This is a genomic window from Amycolatopsis sp. NPDC098790 (genome assembly GCF_044759945.1).
Lineage (GTDB): Bacteria > Actinomycetota > Actinomycetes > Mycobacteriales > Pseudonocardiaceae > Amycolatopsis.
Genome location: NZ_JBIWAI010000001.1, coordinates 848420 through 870028, shown reverse-complemented (window position 1 = coordinate 870028; position 21609 = coordinate 848420). Strand labels below are relative to the sequence as shown.

Sequence of the window (21609 nt, the reverse complement as noted above, 5' to 3'; positions counted from 1 at the left end):
CAATGCCCGGTAAAACAGCCACCCCGGCACCGGCCACCGAAGCCGGCGCGGCCGCCGAGACGCGGTTCACCGAGCACACTCCGCAGGGTCGCCTCACGGCGCAGCGCGGTCTCTACGCCGGTCCGGCGCCGATCGTCAGCAAGGACCTCTACGCCGAGCTGGAGTGGGGTTCGGCCGTGCGCGAGCGTGCGGTCCTGACCCTCGAGCCGGCCTCCAAGGTGTCCGGCAACACGTACTTCGGCCGCTTCCCGGCCAGCTACTGGCAGCGCTGGACGAACGTGTCCGAGGTGTCGGTCGAGGCCGTCGTCACCGGCACCGGCCTGCTGTCGATGGGCGCCTCCGACGTCGAGGGCGAGCCGCGCGTGGTCGACGCCCAGCAGGTCGCCGACGCCAAGCAGGCGAAGGTGTCGCTGACCTCGAAGCTGGACAAGTTCTACGACGGCGGCGCGCTCTGGCTGGACCTCGAGACCGAGGGCGGCCAGACGCTGCGCGTCGAGCAGGTGCGCTGGACGGTCGAGGCACCGGAGAAGATCCGCCCGACCGCGGTGACCATCTGCACGATGAACCGCGCCGACGACTGCCTCAAGAACCTGCAGGCCCTCGCCGCCGACGTCTCTTCGCTGGACACGCTGGACGCGATCTACGTCGCCGACCAGGGCACCGACCTCGTCGAGTCCCGCGACGGATTCGAGCAGGTCGCGAAGGACCTGGCCGACAAGCTGCACTACATCAAGCAGCCGAACCTCGGCGGCGCCGGCGGCTTCACCCGCGGCCTCTTCGAGGTCGCCGGGCACACCGCCACCGAGCACGCGAACGTCCTGTTCATGGACGACGACGTCCTGCTCGAGCCGGACCTGGTGATCCGGATGACGGCGTTCTCGAACCGCGCCGCCAACCCGATCATCGTCGGCGGCCAGATGCTCAACCTGTTCCACCCGAACCAGCTGCACGTCGGCGCCGAGTACGCCCGGCTCAACACCCTGGAACCCGGCCAGCCGGTCGAGCACTCCCTTTCGACGGCCGACCTGCTCGGCGTCGACGAGGAGACGCTGAAGCCGAACCGCCAGGAGCGGCGCCTCGACGCCGGCTACAACGGCTGGTGGTCGTGCCTGATCCCCTACGAGGTCGTCCAGGCCACGGGCTACCCGATGCCGTTCTTCTTCCAGTGGGACGACGCGGAGTACTCCTACCGCGCCCGCGCGCACGGCTTCCCGACCGTCACCTTGCCGGGTGCGGGCGTGTGGCACGCGGACTTCCACATGAAGGACTGGGACGAGTGGCACCGGTACTTCAACCTGCGCAACTCGATCATCACCGCGGCACTGCACTCGCCGTTCAACCTCAACCTGCTCTCGCGGGTCCTGCTCGCGCAGCTGGTGCGCTACCTGCTGGGCATGCAGTACGGCCTGTCGGCGACGCTGATCAAGGCCGTCGAGGACTTCCTGAAGGGCCCCGAGGTCCTGCGTGACGGCGGCGTCGAGGCGATGCAGGAGATCCGCCGCATCCGCGACCAGTACCCCGAGACCAAGCGCTACAAGGCGACCGACGTCCCGGGCATCGCGTCCAACGACATCGGCATCATCAACAGCGCGCCGCGGCCCAGCATGCAGCGCCTGGTGCTGATCAAGCGCGTGCTCGACCGCGTCCTCGGCCGCAGCCGCTTCGGCCTCGGCGCGGTGCCGATCGACGAGGCGAACTGGTGGCACATCGCCCTGTTCGACACGGCGGTCGTGACGGACGCGAACCAGGAAGGCGTCCGCGTCCGCTCGTACGACAAGGTCAAGATGTTCGACCTGGCCAAGCGCGGCGCGAAGGTCGTCCAGCGGCTGCGCAAGGAAGGCGCGGCGGTGCAGGAGCAGTACAAGCGCGCCATGCCGGAGCTGACCTCGCGCGAGAACTGGAAGCGCCTGTACAAGCTCTGAGGTTGTTCGCCGAAGGCCGTCTCACGCTGGTCGTGAGGCGGCCTTCGGCGTTTCTCAGCCGTGCATGCCGAACACCGTGCTCTTGCGGGTGAGGTCGTCGACGTACGCGGCGGCCACGTGGGCGAAGTTGATCGCGATCGCCGAGTGGTCCTTGGTGGTCACCGTTTCGACCGCGCCGTCCCGCACGAGCTGGGCGAGTTTCCCCGCCAGCTCGCCGGATCCTTCGGTCGTCAGCGCGAACAGCAGCGGCTCCCCGCCGGTGGCGAGGTGCAGCACGAGTGCGGGTTTCGGGTCGGCCATGCGTCCATCGGACCAGCGGCGATCTTCTCCGGGCAAGCGGGTTCGCCGAGAGCGGATGGACTACCGTTTCGGCAAGTCCGGATGAACCCGCGGGGGGATGGAAGCGATGCCGCACTCGTTCTCGCTGTCACTGGCAGCGGTGGACATCCTGCTGGAGCAGCTCGGGTTCGGCCGCGCGCCGACGCCGTTCGAGGTCCCGCACGTCGGCACGACGGTCGAGCAGCGCGCGATGATCCGCGACGCCGTCGTCCGCGACCTGAACGGGCGCGGGCTGTGGAGCCGCGGCCGCCTCGACGCGGACGCGGAACTGGCGCTGGCGACGTTCGTCCGCGGCAGCGTGGCGATCACCGCGGCGGCCGAGCTGGGCGACCGCCACCTGTTCGCCCGCGTGGCGTCCGACGGCCAGTTCGCGGTGCTCGCTCGCCAGGACGAGAACTTGATCGTGTTCGAGGAGGTCCGCCCGACGGGCATCGTCCCGGCGATCGTCGACCTGCTGCCCCTGACCCCGGCGGCCCCCGGCCAGTCGGTGACGATCTCGCGCCCGGCGGAGCAGCCCCGCCACCAGCGCCGCGACGACGCGTACGACCCGTTCGCGGGGGTGAGCGGCCCCCGTTCGTCGGGCGCCGGCAGCGGCGGGCCCCAGCTCCGCATGATCGAGCGCGTGTTCCAGGAGCCGAAGAAGCGCGTGGGCCAGTTCACGGCCCAGACCCGAGGCGGCACGTACCCCCCGCTGGCCTGGTTCGACACGGAGTCGGGCCGCTGGCTGATGTCCTCGAGGGCGGCCGCGGACGGCCAGCGCTGGATCACGTACGCGCCGGCGGACAACGCGCGGCTGGCCCAGCAGCTGTACGCGCAGCTCGAAGGGCAGTTCTGAGCCGCCGGGAACCGGTGGTGGGGTTCCGACGTCTCAAAGGGGAGATCGGTGAACAGCCGTTGCGCAGGGTGCCCGGCTAGTAGACTTCCGGGTGCACACGCACGGGCTGAGTGATTCGGGGTGGAGCTGCGATGTTGATAGCGGACGGTGGGGGCGGCGGTTCGTTCGCGGACGTCATGAACCTCGGCGCCATCCAGGGCGTCACGGCGGAGACCCAGAAGCTGGTCGACGCCGCCAAGGGCGGCGGCTTCAAGATCACCCCGGAGGGCGTGAAGCCGATCCGGGACGCACTCCTCGATTTGGTCAACGACCTCGACAACCTGTACTTCGACACGGTGGACCTCGACCAGGCGCCGCAGCTCGGCAGCCACCCGTACGGGCAGACCGTCGCCAAGCACGACCAGAAGAGCGCCAACGACGCCACCGGTTCGGCGAAGGCCGTTCTGAGCGAGCTCAAGCAGGTCGCCAAGCAGGCCGACGAGGCGCTGGCCCGAGCAGCCGGGTTGTACAAGGAAACCGAGAACCAGGCGTTCTCTTCGCTGCAGACCGGTCAGGCCTGAGGTAGATGAAACTCCTTCTTGTTCGTGCCCTGCTCCCGCTCGTTGCCGGTGGCGCCCTGCTGGCCGGCTGCACCAGCGCGCAGCCAGGGACTGCTTCACCCGCGCAGTCCTCGACGGCGGGTGGCGGGGAATCGTCGGCCCCGCAGAGCTCCTCTTCCGGAGACACCGAGTCGATCTCGGATCCCTGCACACTCCTCGAAAAAGGTGATTTGAGCAGCTACGGCGAGTTCAACGAGCCGGAGAACAAGACGCTCGGCGGCTCCCGGGTGTGCAAATACCAGAAGAAAATCGCTTCGGCGAGTGACAAGTCGATGGTCATCGGAACGACCATCCGCGACGAGGCACGGGTCGACCAGCTGAACGACCAGGGTGCGGGCGTACTCGACAAGGACATCAACGGCCGGCAGGCGAAGGAAGCCCCGGAAACGGCCGGAGCCGGCTGCACGCTCGCTCTGCCGGTGGGCGACGCGTCCCGGGTGGACGTTCTGGTGACTTCCGTCGGCAGCTCCGACGAGGCGTGCCAGATTGCCGAGGCGGTCGCGAAGGCCGCTGTCGAACCGCGGTTGCCGAAGGGATAGGGGACCCACATGACGACGCGACAGGGGCCACCGCCGAAGACTGCGGACAAGTCGCCCGAAGAAGTCTCGAACATGGCGCCCGCCGAGCGCGATGCGTACCTCCAGAAGAAGGCGGAGGAAGGCGTCGACCCGGGCAGCTGGTTGTTCGGACCGGTCCAGCAGTGGGTGGCCCAAGCCAAGGCGAAGAACCAGTCGCAGGAGATGGGCGACAAGAACGTCGCCGACGCCACCAAGGGCCGCGACGTCGAGTACGTCACCGGCTTGAACGCGCCCAACGCGGACTACAAGGGCACCGACCACACGCAACTCCAGGCGTTCCTGGAGAGCAACCTGAGCGTCGAGCAGGTCTCGGACGTCTCGACGGCTTACCACAAGGTCCACCAGGTCTTCGACAAGTTCGCCCAGTCGATGAACACCGCCGTCAACGCCTCGAAGGGCACCTGGGAAGGCAGCGCGGCGACCAACGCGCAGCAGTACTTCACCAGCCTCGGCAAGTGGTCCGACGCGAACTCGCAGAACGCGAAGCTCGCCTCGGAAACCATCTACGACCAGGGCCAAGCCGCCTCGACGGCGAAGAACTCCATGCCCGCCCCCATCCCGTTCAGCTGGGGCGACGAGTTCAAGTCCTGGGCGACCTCCAACCCGTTCAGCCTGCCCGACAACGTCGACAAGTCCCTGCAGAAGCAGAAGGACAGCCAGGCCGCGCACGACCAGGCCGCCGGCGTCATGTCGACCTACGACAAGAACCTCTACGAAGCCGCGTCGAAGCAGCCGGCCTTCGCGCCGCCGCCCAGCTTCAGCACCGGGGGCGGTTCCGGTGATCCCAACGGCACCGGGGACAAGAACGGCATCAACGACCCCGGCCGCGTGGACATGCCCGGCTCCAGCTCGGTGAACACGCCGAGCAGCAGCAACGGCTTCACCACCGGCAACATCCCCGGCACCACCGGCACCCCGCAGTTCTCCGGCCCCGGCTCGACGACCGGGGCAGGCCTGCTGCCCGCCGGCACCACCACCCCGGCCGGCTTCACGCCGGGTCCGGTCGCCGGTGGGTCGTCGTCGAACCCGAACCAGTCGCTCGGCGGCATGCCGCCGATGAGTCCGATGCCGATGGGCGGGATGAACTTCGGCGGCGACGAGGCCTACAACTCCAAGGTCGGCGGGGGCGCCGGCCGCGGTGGGGGCGGCTTCGGGCCCGGTGGCTCGGGCGCGGCGGGCAACGCCACCGGCGCGGGTGCCGCGTCGGGGGCCGCGCGGCCGGGTGGCATCGGGGCGGCCGAAGCCGCCGCCGGGCGTGGGATGGGTGGTCTCGGCTCGGGCGGCGCCGCCGGGCGCGGCGGCGGCATGGGCGGGGGCGGCCTGGGCCGCGGCCAGAAGGGCGAGGGCGACGAGGACACGGAGCACTCGCGCCCGACCTACCTCGTCGAGGGCGACCCGGACGAGGTCTTCGGGACGGACATGCGCACCGCGCCACCCGTCATCGGCGAATAACGGACATATCGGAAACGGCCCCGGGGAACCGGGGCCGTTTCTTGTTTCTGCTGGTCGGGGAACCAGTAGCCTTCGCCTCGCGTCGGACACCGCGGAGGCGAGCGATGACGCCTGAGGAATGGTTGGCGGGCTTCGAAACGAAGATCGCGGACGTCCAGGCGAAGGCCGAACAGTTCCGCGTCGGGCTGGAAGCCGCCGGGACGACCGTCGCCTCGCCCGACGGGACCATCCGCGTCGGCGTCGCCCCGAACGGCTCGCTCACCGACCTGCAGCTCACCGACGCCGCGCTCGCCGGGAAGTCGGGTGCCAAGCTCGCGGAGGAGATCCTCAAGCTCGCGCGCAAGGCCCAGCGCGGTGCCGCCGTGAACGTCGCGGCCGCGTTCGAGCCGCTGGGCGGCGACTCCGAGGCGATGCACATGGTCACCGGGTACGTGCCTCCGGAAGAGCCCGAAGAGCCGCCCGCGCCCGAACCGGTCCAGGAGCGCCGGCTCTGGCAGCACGAGGAGCCGGAAACCCCGCCGCCACCGCCGGTCCGCCGCCCGTCGCGGCCGCCGCGTGACGACGATGACGACTTCGGGGACAACACGTTCATGCGCCGCGACTGAGGGGGACCATGACCACCGCGACTTCGGGTGCCGGGATCTTCGACACCTACGCCGGGCTCGTCGACTCGATCAAGTCGGACTCCGAGTCCGAAGGCGAACACGTCCTCGGCGTCGCGGTCAGCGCGGCCGGGGCGGTCGTCGACACCGTCGGCGCCGCGATCGACCCGCTCGGCGCCATCCTCAACGCCGGCGTCGGCTGGCTGCTCGAGCACGTCAGCTTCCTGCGCGAGCCGCTCGACGCGCTGCTCGGCAACCCGGACGAGATCAACGCGAACGTCGACCAGCTCAAGTCCGCCGCGGCCGAGATGCACACCCTCGCCCAGGAGCACCGCGACGACCTCCGCAGCGTCGCCGAGTGGACCGGCCAGGCCGCCGACGCCTACCGCGACAGCCTCACGAAGATGGCCGAGGAGCTGGAGTCGCTCGGCAAGACGCTCGACGGCACCGCGGCGGTCGCGGGTATCTCCGGCATGCTCGTCTGCACGCTGCGCGGCATCGTCTTCGGGCTCATTTCGTCGGTGATCGCCGAGCTGATCCGCGACGCGCTGATCGCGGCGGCCTCGGCGGGGGTGACGTTCGGCGGCTCGATCGCGGCGTTCTGCGGGGTCGCGTCGGCCCGCGCCGCGGCGACGGCGTCGAAGATCGCCGGCAAGATCAGCAAGCTCCTGGAGGGCTTCGCGCGCCAGGGCGGCCGGCTGGCCAAGCTGATGGAGGCGATGGAGAAGCTGACCAAGGGCCTCGACCGGTTCTCGACGGTCGGCGGCCTCACGATGGGCGCGTACCAGGCCGCGAAGCCGTACGAGACGGAGGCGTGACGTGGCGACCCACCACACGAGCACGCCGCACCACACCAGCACGCCCCACCACGTCGACACGTCGCCGACGCACCACGAGACGCCGAACCCGCACCCGGCGGAGCCACGCCCGGCGCACGAGTCCCACGCGCCGTCGGGCGGTCACGGCGGCGGCTACGGGGTCCACACGGACTCGCTCGGCACGATGGAGGGCCACCTCGGCCGCACGAAGGACAAGGTCCACGCGGTCGGCCAGACGGTGGCGGGAGCGAACTTCGGCGCGAAGTCGATGGGCGTGATCGGCGCGGGCATGACGGGCACGCTCAACGGAACGGTGAGCGCGGCCAAGGAACACGTATCCCGCGCGGGCAAAGCGGTCGAGGACGCGGGAGCGCGCACGAAGGCGGTCCACGAGCACTACCAGACAACGGAAGCGAACAACGCGGCCACGATCGCGGCGGCGGGCAAACCGGTCGACGCCCCACCGACGAAGACGGCCGCGGCCGGCGGCGGAGGCAACCCGCCACCACCGGGCTCGAACCCGCCACCAACGCACCCACCGGACGGCGCGGGCGGGATGCGCAACAACCTGGGCCACCACGCCACGGCCGACGAGCTGCAGGGCCAGTACACCCGCCCGTCGATGCAGACGCGCCCCACTTCGACGGACAACCAAATCCGCGACGCGGCGAGCAGATTGGGTTACGACCCGGACCAGCACCTGGCGATGACCCTCAAGCCGACGGCGGACCTGACCCCCGCCCAGCGCGCGGAGATCGTGGCGGTCCGCGACGAGCTGAAGGCCAACCCGGGCGAGATCATGACGAAGGTGGTCAAGCCGGAGATCGGTGAAAACACGCTGCTGAACCCGAAGCCCACCGAGAAGTTCGATCCGGCTGCGGTCGGCGGATCGATCGCGCGCGGCAGCGACACATCGCAGTACGGGACGCCTCAGGAGTTCCGCGACAAGCTCGCTCTCGACGACAAGGGCGCAGGTTGGACACCGATCAAGGCCGGCGCGAACGAGGCTTACCAGTTGCGGTTCCCGGCATCCCCCGATGCCAAAGCCATGCAGATCAGTTACGGCGGGACCGACCCGGTCACCGCGCATGAGATGCAGATGCTTTCCGGCCAGGCCAAGCCCCGCCCGTGGGACCCGCCGTTCCTCGGTACGGGCTACACCGGCGGCGGTGTGCCGGAATGGATCCACACGCCCCAAGCCTATGCAGGTCGTGGTGAGATGTGGCTCGTGAACGCTGACGGATCGGAAACGTTGGCGGGGGTGTACCTGCCCGACCGTGGGTGGTTCGACGTACGCGGCCGAGGAGGCGCAAGTGCCGGAAGTTCGTAGTATCTCGCCCGCGGAGTACGCGGTCTACCAGGGCGAAACCTATCGAGCGGCAGCTCGGGTGCCCGCCGAAATGCAGCTCTACCGCGATGGCGCTCCGTGGAAGCAGGTGCCGATCGCGGACCTCGACGAGTGGTACACGATCCGTACTTGGGGCACCTTCCTCGAGCACGAGTTCGAGATCTACCGCGAGGGTGAAGACGGGTACGGCATCGGTGCCGTCGGCACCGGAGACGGACGCTGGATGGCCGAGACCTGGGCCAAGCCGGAGGAACACCCCGAAGTGAACTTCAACCGGCCCGACCAGTTCACCTTCGAAGCCACGGTTCCGAAGCACATGGTCAGCGACATCCACGAGGTCCGCACAGACAGTCTCGGACCGTGGCGGGAACGGCAGGAGAACCGATGAGTCCTGACGCTCCCGCCGGTCTCCTCGGCAGCACGGTCGTCCAGCTGCCGGTCAAACCGGGACTGGTCGGCCTCTACCTCGGCAACGTCCTCGTCCCCGGCCGCTTCGAACCGCACCGGATCCAAGGCTTCGCCGGCCGCGCCGAGGACGTCGCCGAACTCGACACCGCCGCTTCCGTCCGCAACTACGGCCTGGCCAAGATCCCCGGCTGGGGCCCGCTCGACGAGCTCTACCTCCTCCGCTTCACCGCCGGCCACACGTTCCCGTTCCGCACCTCCTACGGCTCCACCGACCGGGAAATCGCGCACGAACTGGGAATGACCCGCGTCTACCCGCCGCCGTACCTCGGGACCGGGTACTTCCCCGGCGTCGACCACCCGCTGCCCGAATACGTCCTGCTGCTGACCGAAATTCCCGTCGGCGCCGAACTCCTCGTGCGCCGCGCCGACAACAGCGAAGAACGGCTCGCGCAGTACCACAGCCGGAAAGTCGGGTGGATCCCCGACCAGAAGGACGCTTTCGGCGAGGCCACTTTCTTCCCGCCGCCCGTGCCGTTGCCGCCGCTCGTCCGCCGCGGCTACACCGCCCGGTACCGCGGTGGCGACTTCGACGCCGAGTTCGCGGGCCCCGCGCGGGTCGTCCTGCACCCGCTGCCCGGCGCGGCCGCTCCGGCCGATTTCGGGGAGACCTACGGCTTCCGGATGAAGGCCGTCGACCAGGTCGAGCTGGACGACCTGACCTTCGTGCGGACGCTGTGCCGGTGGCGCGGTGGGACTTTCGAACTCCTCGGCCGGACGCGCGACTCCGCCGACCTGCACCTGGTCGACGAGGACTACCTCGTCGCGCGCGACCTCGGTCTGTCCGAAGTGGACTACCGCGTCTGGCGGAAGACCGTGCCCGCAGGCGAGATCACCAACATCCGGACCGAATCCGTGCCGGTGCCGCTCGAAGGGCAGTTTCAGTAGCGGTAGAACTTCTCCGCGCGGCCCTGGCGCACCAGCTTCAGCCACTGCAGGAACGCCTTCGGGTCGCGCTTGACGCCGACGAAGTACAGCCCGAACCGGACGATCTCCAGCGCGCCGATCTTGCGCATTCCCGGCTGGGACAACAGGTACCCGCGGTTGCGGTACGTGTAGTACCGCTTGACCTCGTTCTCCGGGTCCTGCGCGTGGAACTTGCCGCCCAGCATGGGCTTGAACTCGTCCGAGCCGTCCGGGTGCAGGTACTTCGTCTTCAGCGACGTGCCGAACGGCAGGCCCGACCGCGCGAGCCTGCGGTGCAGCTCGACCTCGTCGCCGCGGAAGAACAGGCGCAGGTCCGGCACGCCCACGACGTCCAAAGTGGACGCTCGGAACAAAGCGCCGTTCATCAGGGACGCGATGCCGGGCAGGAAGTCCACGCCCAGCTCGGACTGCGACCGCTTCCACGTCAGGCCGCGGCGCAGCGGGAACGCCAGCTTCTCCGGGGCGTCGATGTTGGACACCACCGGCGAAATCTCCGCCAGGCCCCGCTTTTCCGCCTCTTCGAGCAGGATCGCCAGGACGTTCTCGTCGGCCGGGCGGCCGTCGTCGTCGGCCAGCCAGACCCAGTCCGCGCCCAGCGACAACGCGTGCAGCATGCCCAGCGCGAACCCGCCCGCACCGCCGAGGTTGCGGTGCGACGGCAGGTACGTGTGCGGCAGCGGGTAGTTCTCGACGACTTCGCGAGCGGAGTCGTCGGGCCCGTTGTCGACCACGACGAGGTGGTCGACCGGCCGGGTCTGGGCCGCGATGATCTTCAGCGAGTCCGCGAGCAGCTCGCGCCGGTGCCGCGTGACGACCACGCCGACGACCGCGCCGTCGGGCAGCTGCCGGGTCTCGCTGGCCATCATTCCCCGCCGTTCGTCGTCGCCACCGGTTCGATGCCCAGGCGCTGCAGCGTTTCCTTGCTCATGTCCTGGAACGGGTCGCGGCCCTTGTAGCCGGTGAGGACGTCCCGCAGCGAGCCCTGCTGCTTGATGTGGCCTTCGTCCATCCACAGCGCTGAGTCGCACAGCTCGAACAGGAACTCGTCGGCGTGGCTGGCGAACACCAGGATGCCCGAGCGCTTGACCAGGTCCTTGAGCCGGTCGCGCGCCTTGTTGAGGAACGCCGCGTCGACCGCGCCGATGCCCTCGTCGAGAATCAGGATCTCCGGGTCGATCGAGGTGACGACCCCCAGCGCGAGCCGCACGCGCATACCCGTCGAGTACGTCCGCAGCGGCATCTGCAGGTAGTCGCCGAGCTCGGTGAACTCCGCGATGTCGTCGACCCGCTTCTCCATCTCCTTGGCGGTCATGCCGAGGAAGAGGCCGCGGATGATGATGTTCTCCTCGCCGGAGATCTCCGGGTCCATGCCGATGCCGAGGTCGAAGACCGGCGCGATCTTGCCCTGGATCCGCGCGGACCCGCGGGTCGGCTCGTAGATGCCGGCGAGCAGCCGCAGCAGCGTGGACTTGCCGGCGCCGTTGTGCCCGACGAGCCCGACCCGGTCGCCTTCGCGGAGGTTGAGGGTCACGTCGTGCAGGGCTTCGATGATCGGCACCTTGGTGTCGGTGCCGATCTTGCCACCGACCTTGCCGAGGACCCGCTTCTTCATCGACCGGGTCTTCGCGTCGAAGATCGGGAAGTCGACGAAGGCGTTCTGGACGTCAATGCTGACCATGTTGTGTCACACCCAGTAGGAGACGCGGGCACGGTAGTTGCGCATCGCGACGAGCGCGAGCGCCCAGCCGACGATGGTGATGGAGCCGACCACGATCCAGTTGCCGGGCGTGAACGACTGCCCGATCAGCGGCGCGCGGACCACCTGCATGAAGTGGTACAGCGGGTTCAGCTGGATGATCGGCAGCACCCAGGAGATCCCCGACCGGGTTCCGCCGGACAGCAGCTGGTCGACCGGCCAGACGATCGGGGTGCCGTAGAACAGCAGCTGGATCAGCGAGTTGATGACCTGCGGGATGTCGCGGAAGCGGGTCGAGATGATGCCCAGCAGCAGCGTCACCCAGCCGGCGTTCAGCGCCAGCAGGAAGAACCCGGGGATGGCCAGCAGGATGTTCCAGCTGAGGCCGGGGTGGCAGAACAGGCCGGTCGCGCACTGGCCGCTCGCGTCGCCCAGCGAGTACGGGTTGTCCAGCGCGGTGAAGAAGATCGCCAGGATCGCCACGTAGACGATCATGTTGTGCGCCAGCAGCAGCGACTGCCGCCACACCGTGCGCAGCATGTACACGCTCAGCGGCGCCGGGAGCTGCTTGATCAGCCCCTCGTTGGAGATGAACGTCTCCATGCCCTCGGCGAGGCAGCCGCTGATGAAGCCCCACAGGATGAAGCCCGTGGACAGGTACGGCAGGAACACCTGGATCGGGGAGTTGAACAGCTGCGAGTACAGCAGCCCGAGCCCGAGCGCGATGACGGCCTGGCTGATCGTGATCCAGAAGGGCCCGATCACCGAGCGGCGGTAGCGCTGCTTGATGTCCTGCCAGCCGAGGTGACCCCACAGCTCGCGGGCGGAGAAACCGGCCTTGATGTCGGCGAAGGCGCGCGCGAACGTCTTGCTGTCCGACGTCGGCGGCGCCGACGCGGCAACGGGGGAGTTCGCGGCCTGAACCGTGCTGGTGGCATGCACGTGGACGAGGGTACCGATGGGACGAGCGGCGTCCGGGCCACCCCGCCCGTGTGGTAGACGTTAGGCACCGCTACGCGGCGGGGTGTGTCCTGCGTGCTGGTACTTTCTCGGCTTATGACTGCTGCTCTCGGCGCGGCGAGCTTGATGGTCAACCTGCTCGCGGCGTACGCCGACCGGCCCGACCCCCGTTCGGTCGCCGTCGTCGGAAACCAGCCGCTCCCGCCCGACCCCCAGCGGGCGAAGGCGGTCGACGCGTGCGACCTCGTGATCCGCGTCAACGGCTTCGTCGTGGACAAACCGGGCGAAGAGGTCGTCGGCTCGCGGACGCACGTCGTCGTGTTCAACCGGGCGATCCGGGCGACGCCGTACGTCTTCCAGGACTACCGCAGGCGCCTCTACCTGCTGGTCGAGCCCGGCCGGATGCACTGGGAGCCGGAGGACGTGCCGGGCTGGTGGCCCGCCGACCTCGGCGCGGTCCCGGTGTCGAACCGCGAGGTCGTGCTCCCGCTGTCGGACGCGCTGGGCCTGCCGACGCGCGACGAGCCGACGTGGTCGACCACCGGCACGCTGGCCGCGTGGATCGCGCGCACGTCGTTCCCGACCGCGCAGCTCGTGCTCACCGGGTTCTCGTTCATCGACAACCCGGACCAGACCTCGTGGGAGCACGCCGCCGGCGACTCCTGCATCGTCGGCCCGGAGCACCAGATCGCCGCCGAGGGGCGGCTGCTGGACTCCTGGACCAAGACCGGCGACACCACCCTCCTGCGCTAGACGCGCCACCCCCACCCACGTAAGGACCACCCATGGCAGTGCAGAAACTCGGCAGAGGCGTGATCGACCGGATCGCCAAGCTCATCGACTTCCGCGTCGACGACCGCACCCGCGGCCTGGCCGCGCGCGTCAACGACCTCGAGCACGCCACCGCCGACCACCGGCGCCGGCTGGACAACGCGGAGCACAGCCTCGAGCAGGCCCGCGGCGACCTGCGCTGGACGCGCGCCGAGCTCGACCGGCTGATCCCGCACGTGGCCGCGCAGGAAGGCCGCCTGGAGACGCTGCGCGAGTCGATGTCGCTGGTGCCGAAGGCCGACTCGGCGGAGATCGCCGAGGCCCGCACGCTCATCGAGGAGATCCAGCGCCAGCACGCGCAGATCCGCGTCCGGCTGGCGGGCATCTCCCGCTACGAGGACCGGCTGCGCCGTCTCGAGGACCGGGTCGAAGAGCCCGTCAGCCAGTAGGTTGCGCGCCAGGGAAGCCACCGAAGCGGACGCCGAGCTGCTGCTGGGCTGGCGCAACGACCCGAAGACCCGGCAGTCGTCGCGGTCGACGGCGGTGGTCGCCCTGGACGAGCACCTCGCGTGGCTGCGCGGGGTGCTCGCGAACCCCGAGCGGCTGCTGCTCGTGGTCGAGCACGAGGACGCGCCGGTCGGCACCGTCCGGTTCGACCGGCGCGACGGCGACGGCTGGGAGGTGAGCATCACGCTCGCCCCCGGAAGCCGCGGCCGCGGGCTCTCCGGCGCGGTGCTCGCCGAGGGGGAGCGGGTGGCCCGGGAGCGCCTCGGCGTCCGGATCGTGTTCGCCGCCGTGCACCAGGACAACGCCGCTTCGGGAAAGCTCTTCGAGGGCGCCGGGTACGCCGAAGCCGCGCCTGCCGTCAGCGGCTTCCGGCAGCTGCGCAAGACTCTGAGCTGACCCGCAGTCCACCCCGGGGAGGCACCATGCACGACGTCCGGATCGGCGCGCACTCGATCGGCCCCGGTCACGCGCCCTTCGTCATCGCCGAGATGTCCGGCAACCACAACGGCGACCTCGGCCGCGCGCTGTCGATCGTCGACGCCATCGCGGAGACCGGCGCGCACGCGGTCAAGCTGCAGACCTACCGCCCCGACACGATCACCATCGACGTCGACACCCCGGCGTTCCGGATCGGCGACTCGCATTCCCTGTGGGGCGGCGAAAACCTGTACAAACTGTACGAAAAGGCCCACACGCCGTGGGAGTGGCACGCGCCGCTGTTCGAGCGGGCCCGGTCGCACGGCCTGGAGATCTTCTCCAGCCCGTTCGACCCGACCGCGGTCGAGCTGCTGGAATCCCTCGACGCGCCGGCGTACAAGATCGCGTCGTCGGAGATCGTCGACCTGCCGCTGGTCGAGCTGTGCGCGAAGACCGGTAAGCCGCTGGTCATCTCGACCGGCATGGCGAACGTCGCCGAGATCGACGCCGCGGTCCGCACCGCGCGCGAAGCGGGCAACGAGCAGCTGATCGTGCTCGGCTGCACGGCGAGCTACCCGGCGTCGCCGACCGAGAGCAACCTGCGCGGCCTGCCGCTGCTCGCGGGCCTGACGCAGACGCTGGTGGGCCTGTCCGACCACACCCCGGGCATCGGGGCGCCGGTCGCGGCCGTCGCGCTGGGCGCGGTGGCGATCGAGAAGCACGTCACGCTCGCGCGCGCCGACGGCGGCGTCGACTCGGAGTTCTCGCTGGAGCCGTCGGAGCTGGCCGCCCTGGTCACCGAGACGCACCGGGCGTGGGAGGCCCTCGGGCAGCCCGTACTGGGCCCGCGCGAGAGCGAGAAGGAGGGCCTGCGGCTGCGCCGGTCCCTCTACGTCGTCGAGGACGTCCGCGCCGGCGACGAGGTCACCGCGGCCAACGTTCGCTCGATCCGGCCCGCGGGTGGCTTGGCTCCCGCCGAAATCACCAAGGTCGTGGGGCGCACCTTCCGCGTCGACGCCGCGAAGGGCACGCCCCTGACCTGGGACCTGATCTAGAAGAACGCGCGCACGGCGTCGACCACGCGGTCGACGTCGGCGTCCGTCAGCGACGGGAACAGCGGCAGCGACAGCTCCTGCTCGTAGTACGCCTCGGCGTTCGGGCAGAGGCCGCGCCGGTAGCCGAGGTCCTCGAACACCGGGTGCCAGTACGCCGGGATGTAGTTGACCTGGACGCCGATGCCGGCGCCGCGCAGGTGCTCGAACAGCGCCTTGCGGCGGCCTTCGAGGACCCGCAGCGGGTACAGGTGCCACACGGGATCGGCGCCCGGGCGGCTCGGCGGCGTCGCCACGCCGTCGACGTCGGCCAGCGCCGCGTTGTAGCGGGCGTGGATCTCGGCGCGGCGCTTCTTGAACTCCGCGAGCCTGCTCAGCTGGCTGGACCCGAGCGCGCAGAGGACGTCCGGCAGGCGGTAGTTCAGGCCGAACTCGTGGACTTCCTGGTGCCAGCCGCCCTCGTCGGGGTAGCGCTGCTCGGCGCGGTCGCGGACCAGGCCGTGGTTGCGGAACTTCCGCGCCCGGTCCAGGAGGTTCTCGTCGGGCGTGACGACGGCGCCGCCCTCGGCCGTCGTGAGGTTCTTCGTCGGGAAGAACGAGAACGTCGTCAGGTCGGCGATCGAGCCCACCGGACGGCCCTGCCAGGAGCCGCCGACGGAGTGCGCCGCGTCTTCGAGGAGCAGCGCGCCGGCGTTGTGCGCGATCTCGCCGAGGGCGTCCAGCTCGGCCGGGTGGCCGGCGTAGTCGACGGCGGCGACGACCTTCGTGCGCTCGGTCACCGCGGCCTTCGCGGCCTCGACGTCGAGGTTGCCGGTGTCGGCTTCGACGTCGGCGAAGACCACCTTCGCGCCGTGCAGCGCGGCGGTCGCGGCGGTGGCGACGAACGTCATCGGGGAGGCGACGACCTCGTCACCCGGCTTGAGCGCGGCCGCCGCGTACGCGACGTGCAGGGCCGCGGTGCCCGAGGTGACGGCCACCGCCGACGTGCCGCCGGTGTGGGCCGCGAGGTCCGTCTCGAACTGCTGGACCGCGGGCCCGGTGGTCAGCCAGTCGCCGCGCAGCACGTCGACGACGGCCTGGATGTCCTCGTCGCTGATGGACTGACGGCCGTAGGGGAGGAAGTCAGGCATGCTGCTCGACCAGTTCGCGCAGCTCCTCGCCGTTCAGCCAGAGGTCGTTGGTGTCCGAGCGGTAGGCGAAGCCCTCCGGCATCGGCGTGCCGTCCGCCGGCGGCTCGAAACCCCAGCCGGCGAGGTGCGGCTGCACGACGTAGCGGTCCTTGAGCTGGACCGTCCGGCGCGCGTCGTCCGGGGCGATCATCTCCTCGTGCAGCTTCTCGCCCGGGCGGATGCCGACCTCGTGCATCTCGCTGCCCGGCGCGATCGCCTGGGCCAGGTCGACCAGCCGCATGCTCGGGATCCGCGGCACGTACAGCTCGCCGCCGTGCATCTGGTCGAACGAGTCGACGACGAACCGCACGGCCTGGGGGAGCGTGATCCAGAACCGGGTCATGTCCTTGTGCGTGATCGGCAGCGACTCGCCCTGCTCGGCCAGCTTGCGGAAGAACGGGATGACGCTGCCGCGCGAGCCCATCACGTTGCCGTAGCGGACCACCGAGAAGCGCGTCACGTGCGCGGCCGCGTAGTGGTTGCCGCTGATGAACATCCGGTCGGCGCACAGCTTGGTGGCGCCGTAGAGGTTGATCGGGCTGGACGCCTTGTCCGTCGACAGCGCGACGACCTTCTTGACGCCCATGTCGATCGACGCCTCGATCACGTTCTGCGAGCCCACGACGTTGGTCTGGACGAACTCGAACGGGTTGTACTCACCGGTGTCGACCTGCTTGAGCGCGGCGGCGTGCACGACGTAGTCGACGCCGTGCATGGCGCGCTCGAGCCGGCGCCGGTCGCGGATGTCGCCGATGAACCAGCGCAGGCGCGGGTCGTCGTTGAACAACTGCCGGGCCTCGTACTGCTTCAGCTCGTCGCGGGAGAGCACGACCAGCCGGCTCGGGTTCAGTTCGGCGAGCGCGTGCGCGATGAACGCCTTGCCGAAGGAACCGGTCCCGCCGGTGAGCAGGATGCTGGAGCCATCCAGCTCGGACATCGTTGACCTCCGCGTTTCGGTGACTGTGGCCGTCGGCCATCATGTCACCCATGCGTGGAGCGCCCGTGGTCAACGCCGTCATCCAAGCCCGGTCGTCGTCGACCAGGCTGCCCGGCAAGGTGCTGCGGCCCCTGGCCGGCCGCAGCGTGCTGGGCTGGGTGGTGCGGGCCGCGGCGGCCGCTCCGGGCGTCGACCAGGTGGTGGTCGCGACCTCTTCGGACGCTTCGGATGACGACGTCGCCTTGGAGGCCACCCGCTGCGGTGCCGCGGTGGTGCGTGGGCCGTTGGACGACGTCCTCGAGCGGTTCGCGGTCGCGCTGCGCGAGCACCCCGCCGACGCCGTGATCAGGCTCACCGCCGACTGCCCGCTGCTGGACCCGTCGCTGATCGGCCAGCTCGCGACGCTGTGGCGGGCCCAGCCGTCGCTGGACTACGTGAGCACGACGCTCGTCCGGACGCTGCCGCGCGGGTTCGACGCCGAGCTGGTGCGGGCTTCCGTGCTGCTCGAGCAGGTCGCTTCCGCGACCGGCGCGGACCGCGAGCACGTCACCTCGGGGATCTATTCGCAGCCTTCGCGCTACTCGTGCGCCGGTGTCGTGGTGAGCCCGGCCGCCGACGACCTGCGCGTGACGCTGGACACCGCGGAGGACTGGGAGCTGTTGTCCGCTGTGGTGCTTGAGCTGGGTGACGGCGTCGGCGACTGGCGCGCGGTCGCCGGGCTGCTGCGGTCGCGGCCGGACCTGGTGGCGCTGAACGCGCACGTCGAGCAGAAGAAGGTCGGTTCGTGAGGTTGCTGCTGCGCGCGGACGCTTCGCCGTCGATCGGCGCGGGGCACGTCGCGCGGATGGTCGCCTACGCCGAGCGGGCGGTGGCGCGGGGCTGGTCCGTCGCGTTCTCGGGCAGCGTCGACGGTGTCGGGTGGCTCGCTTCACGCTTCGACGAGCTGGGCGTGACGCGCGTGCCATTCGACGCTTCCGGGTTCGACGCGGTGGTCGTCGACCACTACGGCCTCGGTGACCTGCGTGGCGAAGTCAACGCTTCGGGTGCACTGCTGGTGTCGATCGAGGACGACGTGTTCGGGCGCCGGCCCGCGGACATCGTCGTGGATTCGGGCTTCGCGCCTGCTTCGCGGCCTGACGACGGCTCGGATGTGTTGCTGCGCGGCATCGCGTACGCACCGCTTCGGGACGTCGTGCGCTCTACGCGCCGGACGCCCGCCGGGCCCCCGCCGCACGTCACGGTGGCCCTCGGCGGCGGCGACCAGTGGGCCCCGACGGTCGGGTTGCTGCTTCGCGCGCTTCGCGACACGGAGCTGCCCTTCGCAGCGGACGTCCTGGTGCGCGGCGAACCCGCGGTGCCCGTGTTGCGGCCGGGCCAGTCGGTCCGGGTCGCGGCGCCGAGCCCGGCGTTGCTGGAGCTGTTCGCGACGACGGACGTCGCGGTGAGCGCGGCCGGGGTGACGTTCGTGGAGCTGTGCTGCCTCGGCGTCCCGACGGCCGCGGTGCGTCTGGTGGACAACCAGGAGCCGGGCTACCGGGCGGCGCTCGACCTCGGGTTGGCGGCGGGGCTCGGCCCAGCGGAGTCCCTTTCCGCGCGACTGCCGGCGGTGACGGCGGTTCTGCGTTCGCTGTTGTCCGACGCGGCTCTTCGGGAGCGGTTGTCCGCGACGGCGTCGTCCACTGTGGACGGCCGGGGTGTCGACCGGGTACTGGATCGCATCGAGGACCGGATCTGTCCGCGATAGTTCGTATTGTCGGGGTATGACGATCAAGCCGTTCCGCATCGACGTTCCCCAGGCCGACCTCGACGATCTGCGTGACCGGCTGGCGAAGACGCGCTGGCCCGACCAGCCCGCCGACGCCGGCTGGCGGCTCGGGGCACCGGTCGACTACGTGCGCGAGCTGGCGGAGTACTGGCGCACCGGCTTCGACTGGCGGGCGCAGGAGGAGCGCATCAACGGCTTCCCGCAGTTCACGACGTCGATCGACGGGACGACGGTGCACTTCCTGCACGTGGTCTCACCGGAGCCGGACGCGACGCCGGTGTTGCTGACCCACGGCTGGCCGGGCTCGATAGTCGAGTTCCTGGACGTGATCGGCCCCCTGACGGACCCGCGCGCGTACGGCGGCGACCCCGCTTCGGCGTTGACCTTGGTGGTCCCGTCGATCCCGGGCTACGGCTTCTCGGGCCCGACCCCGACCCCGGACTGGGGCCCGGACCGCATCGCGCGCGCGTTCGCCACGCTGATGACAACGCTGGGCTACGAGCGTTTCGGCGCCCACGGCGGCGACTGGGGCGCGATCATCTCGCGCGAGCTGGCGATCCAGTTCCCCTCGCGGCTGCTGGGGATCCACGTGACGATGGTGGCGTCGGCGGTACCGCGTTCGCCGGCGGACCTGGAAGGCTTGACGGGCGACGAGCTGGCCACCGGCCGCCGATCACTGGAGAAGGGCCAGGCGTTCTCGGCAACGGGCACGGGGTACGCGATCATCCAGGCGACCAAGCCGCAAACGCTTGCGTACGGCCTGCACGACTCACCGGTGGGCCAGCTGGCATGGATAGCGGAGAAGTTCCGCTCGTTCTCGAACACGACAGCGGACCTGATCGACCGCGACGACCTGCTGACGGACGTGTCGATCTACTGGTTCACGGAGACGGCGAACTCGTCGGCCCGCCTGTATGCCGCGTTGACGGGAGGCTGGGGAGCCCCGCCGGCATCGAACACGGTCCCGACGGGGGTAGCGGTCTTCCCGGACGACATCGGCTTGCCGATCCGCACGTTGGCCGAGCGAACGGACAAGATCGTGCACTGGACGGAGTTCCCGAGGGGCGGCCACTTCCCGGCGCTGGAGGAACCAGACGCTTTGATCGGCGATCTCCGGGAGTTCTTCCGCTCCTTGAGCTGACCGCTGCGGGCGGTCGGGATCAACTACCGAAACGCTGGAGCGCCGCCGTCCGCGCGGCGGCGGCACCGGCCGCTCCAGAGCGCGGTGGTTGAGCCCCGGATCGCCGATCAGGTCCGCCAGCCCGGGGGTGTCGCTGCGGGCGATCGCCTTCGAACTCGGCCGCCGATTTCGACGTTCAGCCGCCAGCCAGACCGCTGGCAGCAGCCGGACCGCAGCCACCAGCCGGACCGCTGCCGGCAGTCCAGGCAGCTATCGGCCGCACGCCGCTCACTGAGCTGACCGCCGCGGCGGGGAGGCGGGAGGCGGGGAGGGCCACAGTCCGGCAAACCGGCCCCCGCCCTTCCCTGGGGGGCGTCCCCTTGGCCAGTCTATCGGCGCCGGGGGACAAAACCCGCCGGAAAGCGAGTTGTCCACAGAGGTTGTCCACATCCCCTTCGGTCTGTGGACAACCTCCTCCGGAGCCAATCCCGAGTCGGTCTGGCTACACGCGAGACTCGGCCCGTATGCCTCGCGAGCTGGGCCTCACCGGCCGCGAGCCCGAACAAGGCGAGCCCGAAGAGTCGACCCCGCTCGCCAAAGCGAAAGCAGGCCGGACACCGCCAAAAGCCGAGAAGGCCTCCCCGCCGACCCGAAAGCCGAAAACCGAAAGCCGGCCGAGGAGGCCTTCACAACCGAACTCAGAGGTACTGGCCCGTCCCCGAAATCCCCGGCCCGTGCCCCTCAAGCCCATGCCCACCAGCCGAAGGCCCGGCAGGCAACCCCCGCCGCATCTGCTCGAGCTGAACCCGAGCCGCCATCTGCTGGGCGAACAGCGCCGTCTGGATTCCGCTGAACAACCCCTCTAGCCACCCGACCAACTGCGCTTGGGCGATCCGCAGCTCGGCGTCCGACGGCGTCGAGTCGTCGGTGAACGGGCGCACCAGCCGCTCCAGCTCGTCCTGGAGCTCCGGCGCCAACGACGCCGCCAGTTCCTTCACCGAAGTCTGGTGGATCTCGCGCACCCGGTTGCGGGACGCGTCGTCCAGCGGGGCCGCGCGGACCTCCTCCAGCAGCTGCTTGATCATCGTGCCGATGCGCATCACCTTCGCCGGCTCTTCGACGAGGTCGCCCACCGACTCGGGGTGCTCGCCTTCGATGGGCGTCGCGCCCACCGGGGTGCCGTCCGGGCCCACGACCACCACGTGGGGTGAAGATTCCTGGCCAGCGTCACCGGCTGTGAAGTTCGGCTCGGTCATGTGCTCCATCCTGGCTTGCCTCCGCCACGCTCCGCGACACCCGAGGGGCGTCCGTCTCCGAGCGTAGCCGTAAA

The 21609-nt window shown here is 70.1% G+C and carries 24 protein-coding genes; 17 read left to right on the top strand and 7 right to left on the bottom strand.

The features are described 5' to 3' along the window. The first annotated feature begins 2 nt into the window (after nucleotides 1-2). Nucleotides 3-1922 carry a glycosyltransferase gene (locus ACIQWX_RS04455; RefSeq protein ID WP_400865429.1) on the top strand — a complete coding sequence of 640 codons (1920 nt, stop codon included), beginning with the start codon at nucleotides 3-5 and terminating at the stop codon, nucleotides 1920-1922. Between the two features lie 54 nt (nucleotides 1923-1976). On the opposite strand, the gene ACIQWX_RS04450 is transcribed toward ACIQWX_RS04455, so the two are convergent. Then, on the bottom strand, nucleotides 1977-2222 hold the full coding sequence (locus ACIQWX_RS04450) for a hypothetical protein (protein WP_400865426.1): 246 nt from the start codon (nucleotides 2220-2222) through the stop codon (nucleotides 1977-1979). 106 nt (nucleotides 2223-2328) lie between these two features. Here ACIQWX_RS04450 and ACIQWX_RS04445 point away from each other — a divergent pair, with 106 nt between their 5' ends. From ACIQWX_RS04445 to ACIQWX_RS04405, 9 genes are all read left to right on the top strand, one after another. Then, entirely contained in the window at nucleotides 2329-3096 is a 768-nt protein-coding gene (locus ACIQWX_RS04445) for an ESX secretion-associated protein EspG (protein WP_400865424.1), read from the top strand. Between the two features lie 131 nt (nucleotides 3097-3227). Then, entirely contained in the window at nucleotides 3228-3656 is a 429-nt protein-coding gene (locus tag ACIQWX_RS04440) for a hypothetical protein (RefSeq protein ID WP_400865421.1), read from the top strand. 5 nt (nucleotides 3657-3661) lie between these two features. Continuing rightward, nucleotides 3662-4234: a DUF3558 family protein gene (locus tag ACIQWX_RS04435; protein ID WP_400865418.1), complete on the top strand. Its 573-nt coding sequence runs from the start codon at nucleotides 3662-3664 to the stop codon at nucleotides 4232-4234. A 9-nt stretch (nucleotides 4235-4243) separates the two neighbouring features. Further along, nucleotides 4244-5725, top strand: a complete 1482-nt coding sequence (locus ACIQWX_RS04430; protein ID WP_400865415.1) for a hypothetical protein — start codon at nucleotides 4244-4246, stop codon at nucleotides 5723-5725. A 104-nt stretch (nucleotides 5726-5829) separates the two neighbouring features. Next, complete coding sequence (locus tag ACIQWX_RS04425) at nucleotides 5830-6330, top strand: YbaB/EbfC family nucleoid-associated protein (RefSeq protein WP_400865414.1); 501 nt, start codon at nucleotides 5830-5832, stop codon at nucleotides 6328-6330. 8 nt (nucleotides 6331-6338) lie between these two features. Further along, nucleotides 6339-7145 (top strand): WXG100 family type VII secretion target, encoded by an 807-nt coding sequence (locus ACIQWX_RS04420; protein ID WP_400865411.1) that lies wholly within the window; start codon nucleotides 6339-6341, stop codon nucleotides 7143-7145. A 1-nt stretch (nucleotide 7146) separates the two neighbouring features. Continuing rightward, nucleotides 7147-8475 (top strand): hypothetical protein, encoded by a 1329-nt coding sequence (locus ACIQWX_RS04415; protein ID WP_400865408.1) that lies wholly within the window; start codon nucleotides 7147-7149, stop codon nucleotides 8473-8475. Continuing rightward, a complete protein-coding gene (locus ACIQWX_RS04410) occupies nucleotides 8459-8881 on the top strand; it encodes a hypothetical protein (RefSeq protein WP_400865406.1) in 423 nt (140 codons plus the stop codon). Before ACIQWX_RS04415 ends, ACIQWX_RS04410 begins: the two co-directional genes overlap by 17 nt. After that, entirely contained in the window at nucleotides 8878-9846 is a 969-nt protein-coding gene (locus ACIQWX_RS04405) for a hypothetical protein (protein WP_400865404.1), read from the top strand. The genes ACIQWX_RS04410 and ACIQWX_RS04405 overlap by 4 nt, the downstream gene beginning before the upstream one ends. On the opposite strand, the gene ACIQWX_RS04400 is transcribed toward ACIQWX_RS04405, so the two are convergent. The 3 genes from ACIQWX_RS04400 to ACIQWX_RS04390 are packed head-to-tail and all read right to left on the bottom strand — an operon-like array spanning nucleotide 9840 to nucleotide 12523. Continuing rightward, the gene (locus ACIQWX_RS04400) at nucleotides 9840-10748 is read right to left on the bottom strand and encodes a glycosyltransferase (protein WP_400865401.1); all 909 of its coding nucleotides are present in this window, start codon (nucleotides 10746-10748) and stop codon (nucleotides 9840-9842) included. The two genes, ACIQWX_RS04405 and ACIQWX_RS04400, sit on opposite strands and share 7 nt — an antisense overlap. Continuing rightward, a complete protein-coding gene (locus ACIQWX_RS04395; RefSeq protein ID WP_364463389.1) occupies nucleotides 10748-11563 on the bottom strand; it encodes an ABC transporter ATP-binding protein in 816 nt (271 codons plus the stop codon). The genes ACIQWX_RS04400 and ACIQWX_RS04395 overlap by 1 nt, the downstream gene beginning before the upstream one ends. A 6-nt stretch (nucleotides 11564-11569) precedes the next feature. Further along, nucleotides 11570-12523, bottom strand: a complete 954-nt coding sequence (locus ACIQWX_RS04390) for an ABC transporter permease (protein WP_400865398.1) — start codon at nucleotides 12521-12523, stop codon at nucleotides 11570-11572. A gap of 144 nt (nucleotides 12524-12667) precedes the next feature. On the opposite strand from ACIQWX_RS04390, the gene ACIQWX_RS04385 reads away from it, so the two are divergent. The 4 genes from ACIQWX_RS04385 to pseI are packed head-to-tail and all read left to right on the top strand — an operon-like array spanning nucleotide 12668 to nucleotide 15291. Beyond that, entirely contained in the window at nucleotides 12668-13294 is a 627-nt protein-coding gene (locus ACIQWX_RS04385) for a hypothetical protein (protein ID WP_400869386.1), read from the top strand. Nucleotides 13295-13326: 32 nt separating this feature from the next. Further along, nucleotides 13327-13761 (top strand): hypothetical protein, encoded by a 435-nt coding sequence (locus ACIQWX_RS04380; protein ID WP_400865396.1) that lies wholly within the window; start codon nucleotides 13327-13329, stop codon nucleotides 13759-13761. 1 nt (nucleotide 13762) lies between these two features. After that, nucleotides 13763-14215 carry a GNAT family N-acetyltransferase gene (locus tag ACIQWX_RS04375; RefSeq protein WP_400865393.1) on the top strand — a complete coding sequence of 151 codons (453 nt, stop codon included), beginning with the start codon at nucleotides 13763-13765 and terminating at the stop codon, nucleotides 14213-14215. Nucleotides 14216-14241: 26 nt separating this feature from the next. Then, nucleotides 14242-15291, top strand: coding sequence for a pseudaminic acid synthase (gene pseI / locus ACIQWX_RS04370; protein WP_400865389.1), 1050 nt, complete (start codon nucleotides 14242-14244; stop codon nucleotides 15289-15291). On the opposite strand, the gene pseC is transcribed toward pseI, so the two are convergent. Both pseC and pseB read right to left on the bottom strand, forming a co-directional pair. Beyond that, complete coding sequence (gene pseC, locus ACIQWX_RS04365) at nucleotides 15288-16418, bottom strand: UDP-4-amino-4,6-dideoxy-N-acetyl-beta-L-altrosamine transaminase (RefSeq protein WP_400865386.1); 1131 nt, start codon at nucleotides 16416-16418, stop codon at nucleotides 15288-15290. The two genes, pseI and pseC, sit on opposite strands and share 4 nt — an antisense overlap. After that, nucleotides 16411-17394 (bottom strand): UDP-N-acetylglucosamine 4,6-dehydratase (inverting), encoded by a 984-nt coding sequence (pseB, locus tag ACIQWX_RS04360; protein WP_400865383.1) that lies wholly within the window; start codon nucleotides 17392-17394, stop codon nucleotides 16411-16413. The genes pseC and pseB overlap by 8 nt, the downstream gene beginning before the upstream one ends. 41 nt (nucleotides 17395-17435) lie before the next feature. Between pseB and ACIQWX_RS04355 the strand changes: the two genes are divergently transcribed. Genes ACIQWX_RS04355 through ACIQWX_RS04345 form a run of 3 tightly spaced genes read left to right on the top strand, consistent with a single transcriptional unit; the run spans nucleotide 17436 to nucleotide 20300 of the window. Further along, a complete protein-coding gene (locus tag ACIQWX_RS04355; RefSeq protein WP_400865380.1) occupies nucleotides 17436-18182 on the top strand; it encodes a cytidylyltransferase domain-containing protein in 747 nt (248 codons plus the stop codon). Continuing rightward, the gene (locus tag ACIQWX_RS04350) at nucleotides 18179-19138 is read left to right on the top strand and encodes a PseG/SpsG family protein (RefSeq protein WP_400865377.1); all 960 of its coding nucleotides are present in this window, start codon (nucleotides 18179-18181) and stop codon (nucleotides 19136-19138) included. Before ACIQWX_RS04355 ends, ACIQWX_RS04350 begins: the two co-directional genes overlap by 4 nt. A gap of 16 nt (nucleotides 19139-19154) precedes the next feature. Next, a complete protein-coding gene (locus ACIQWX_RS04345) occupies nucleotides 19155-20300 on the top strand; it encodes an epoxide hydrolase family protein (RefSeq protein WP_400865374.1) in 1146 nt (381 codons plus the stop codon). Between the two features lie 677 nt (nucleotides 20301-20977). Here ACIQWX_RS04345 and ACIQWX_RS04340 read toward each other — a convergent pair. Further along, nucleotides 20978-21544, bottom strand: coding sequence for a bacterial proteasome activator family protein (locus ACIQWX_RS04340; protein WP_400865372.1), 567 nt, complete (start codon nucleotides 21542-21544; stop codon nucleotides 20978-20980). Between the last annotated feature and the right edge of the window lie 65 nt (nucleotides 21545-21609).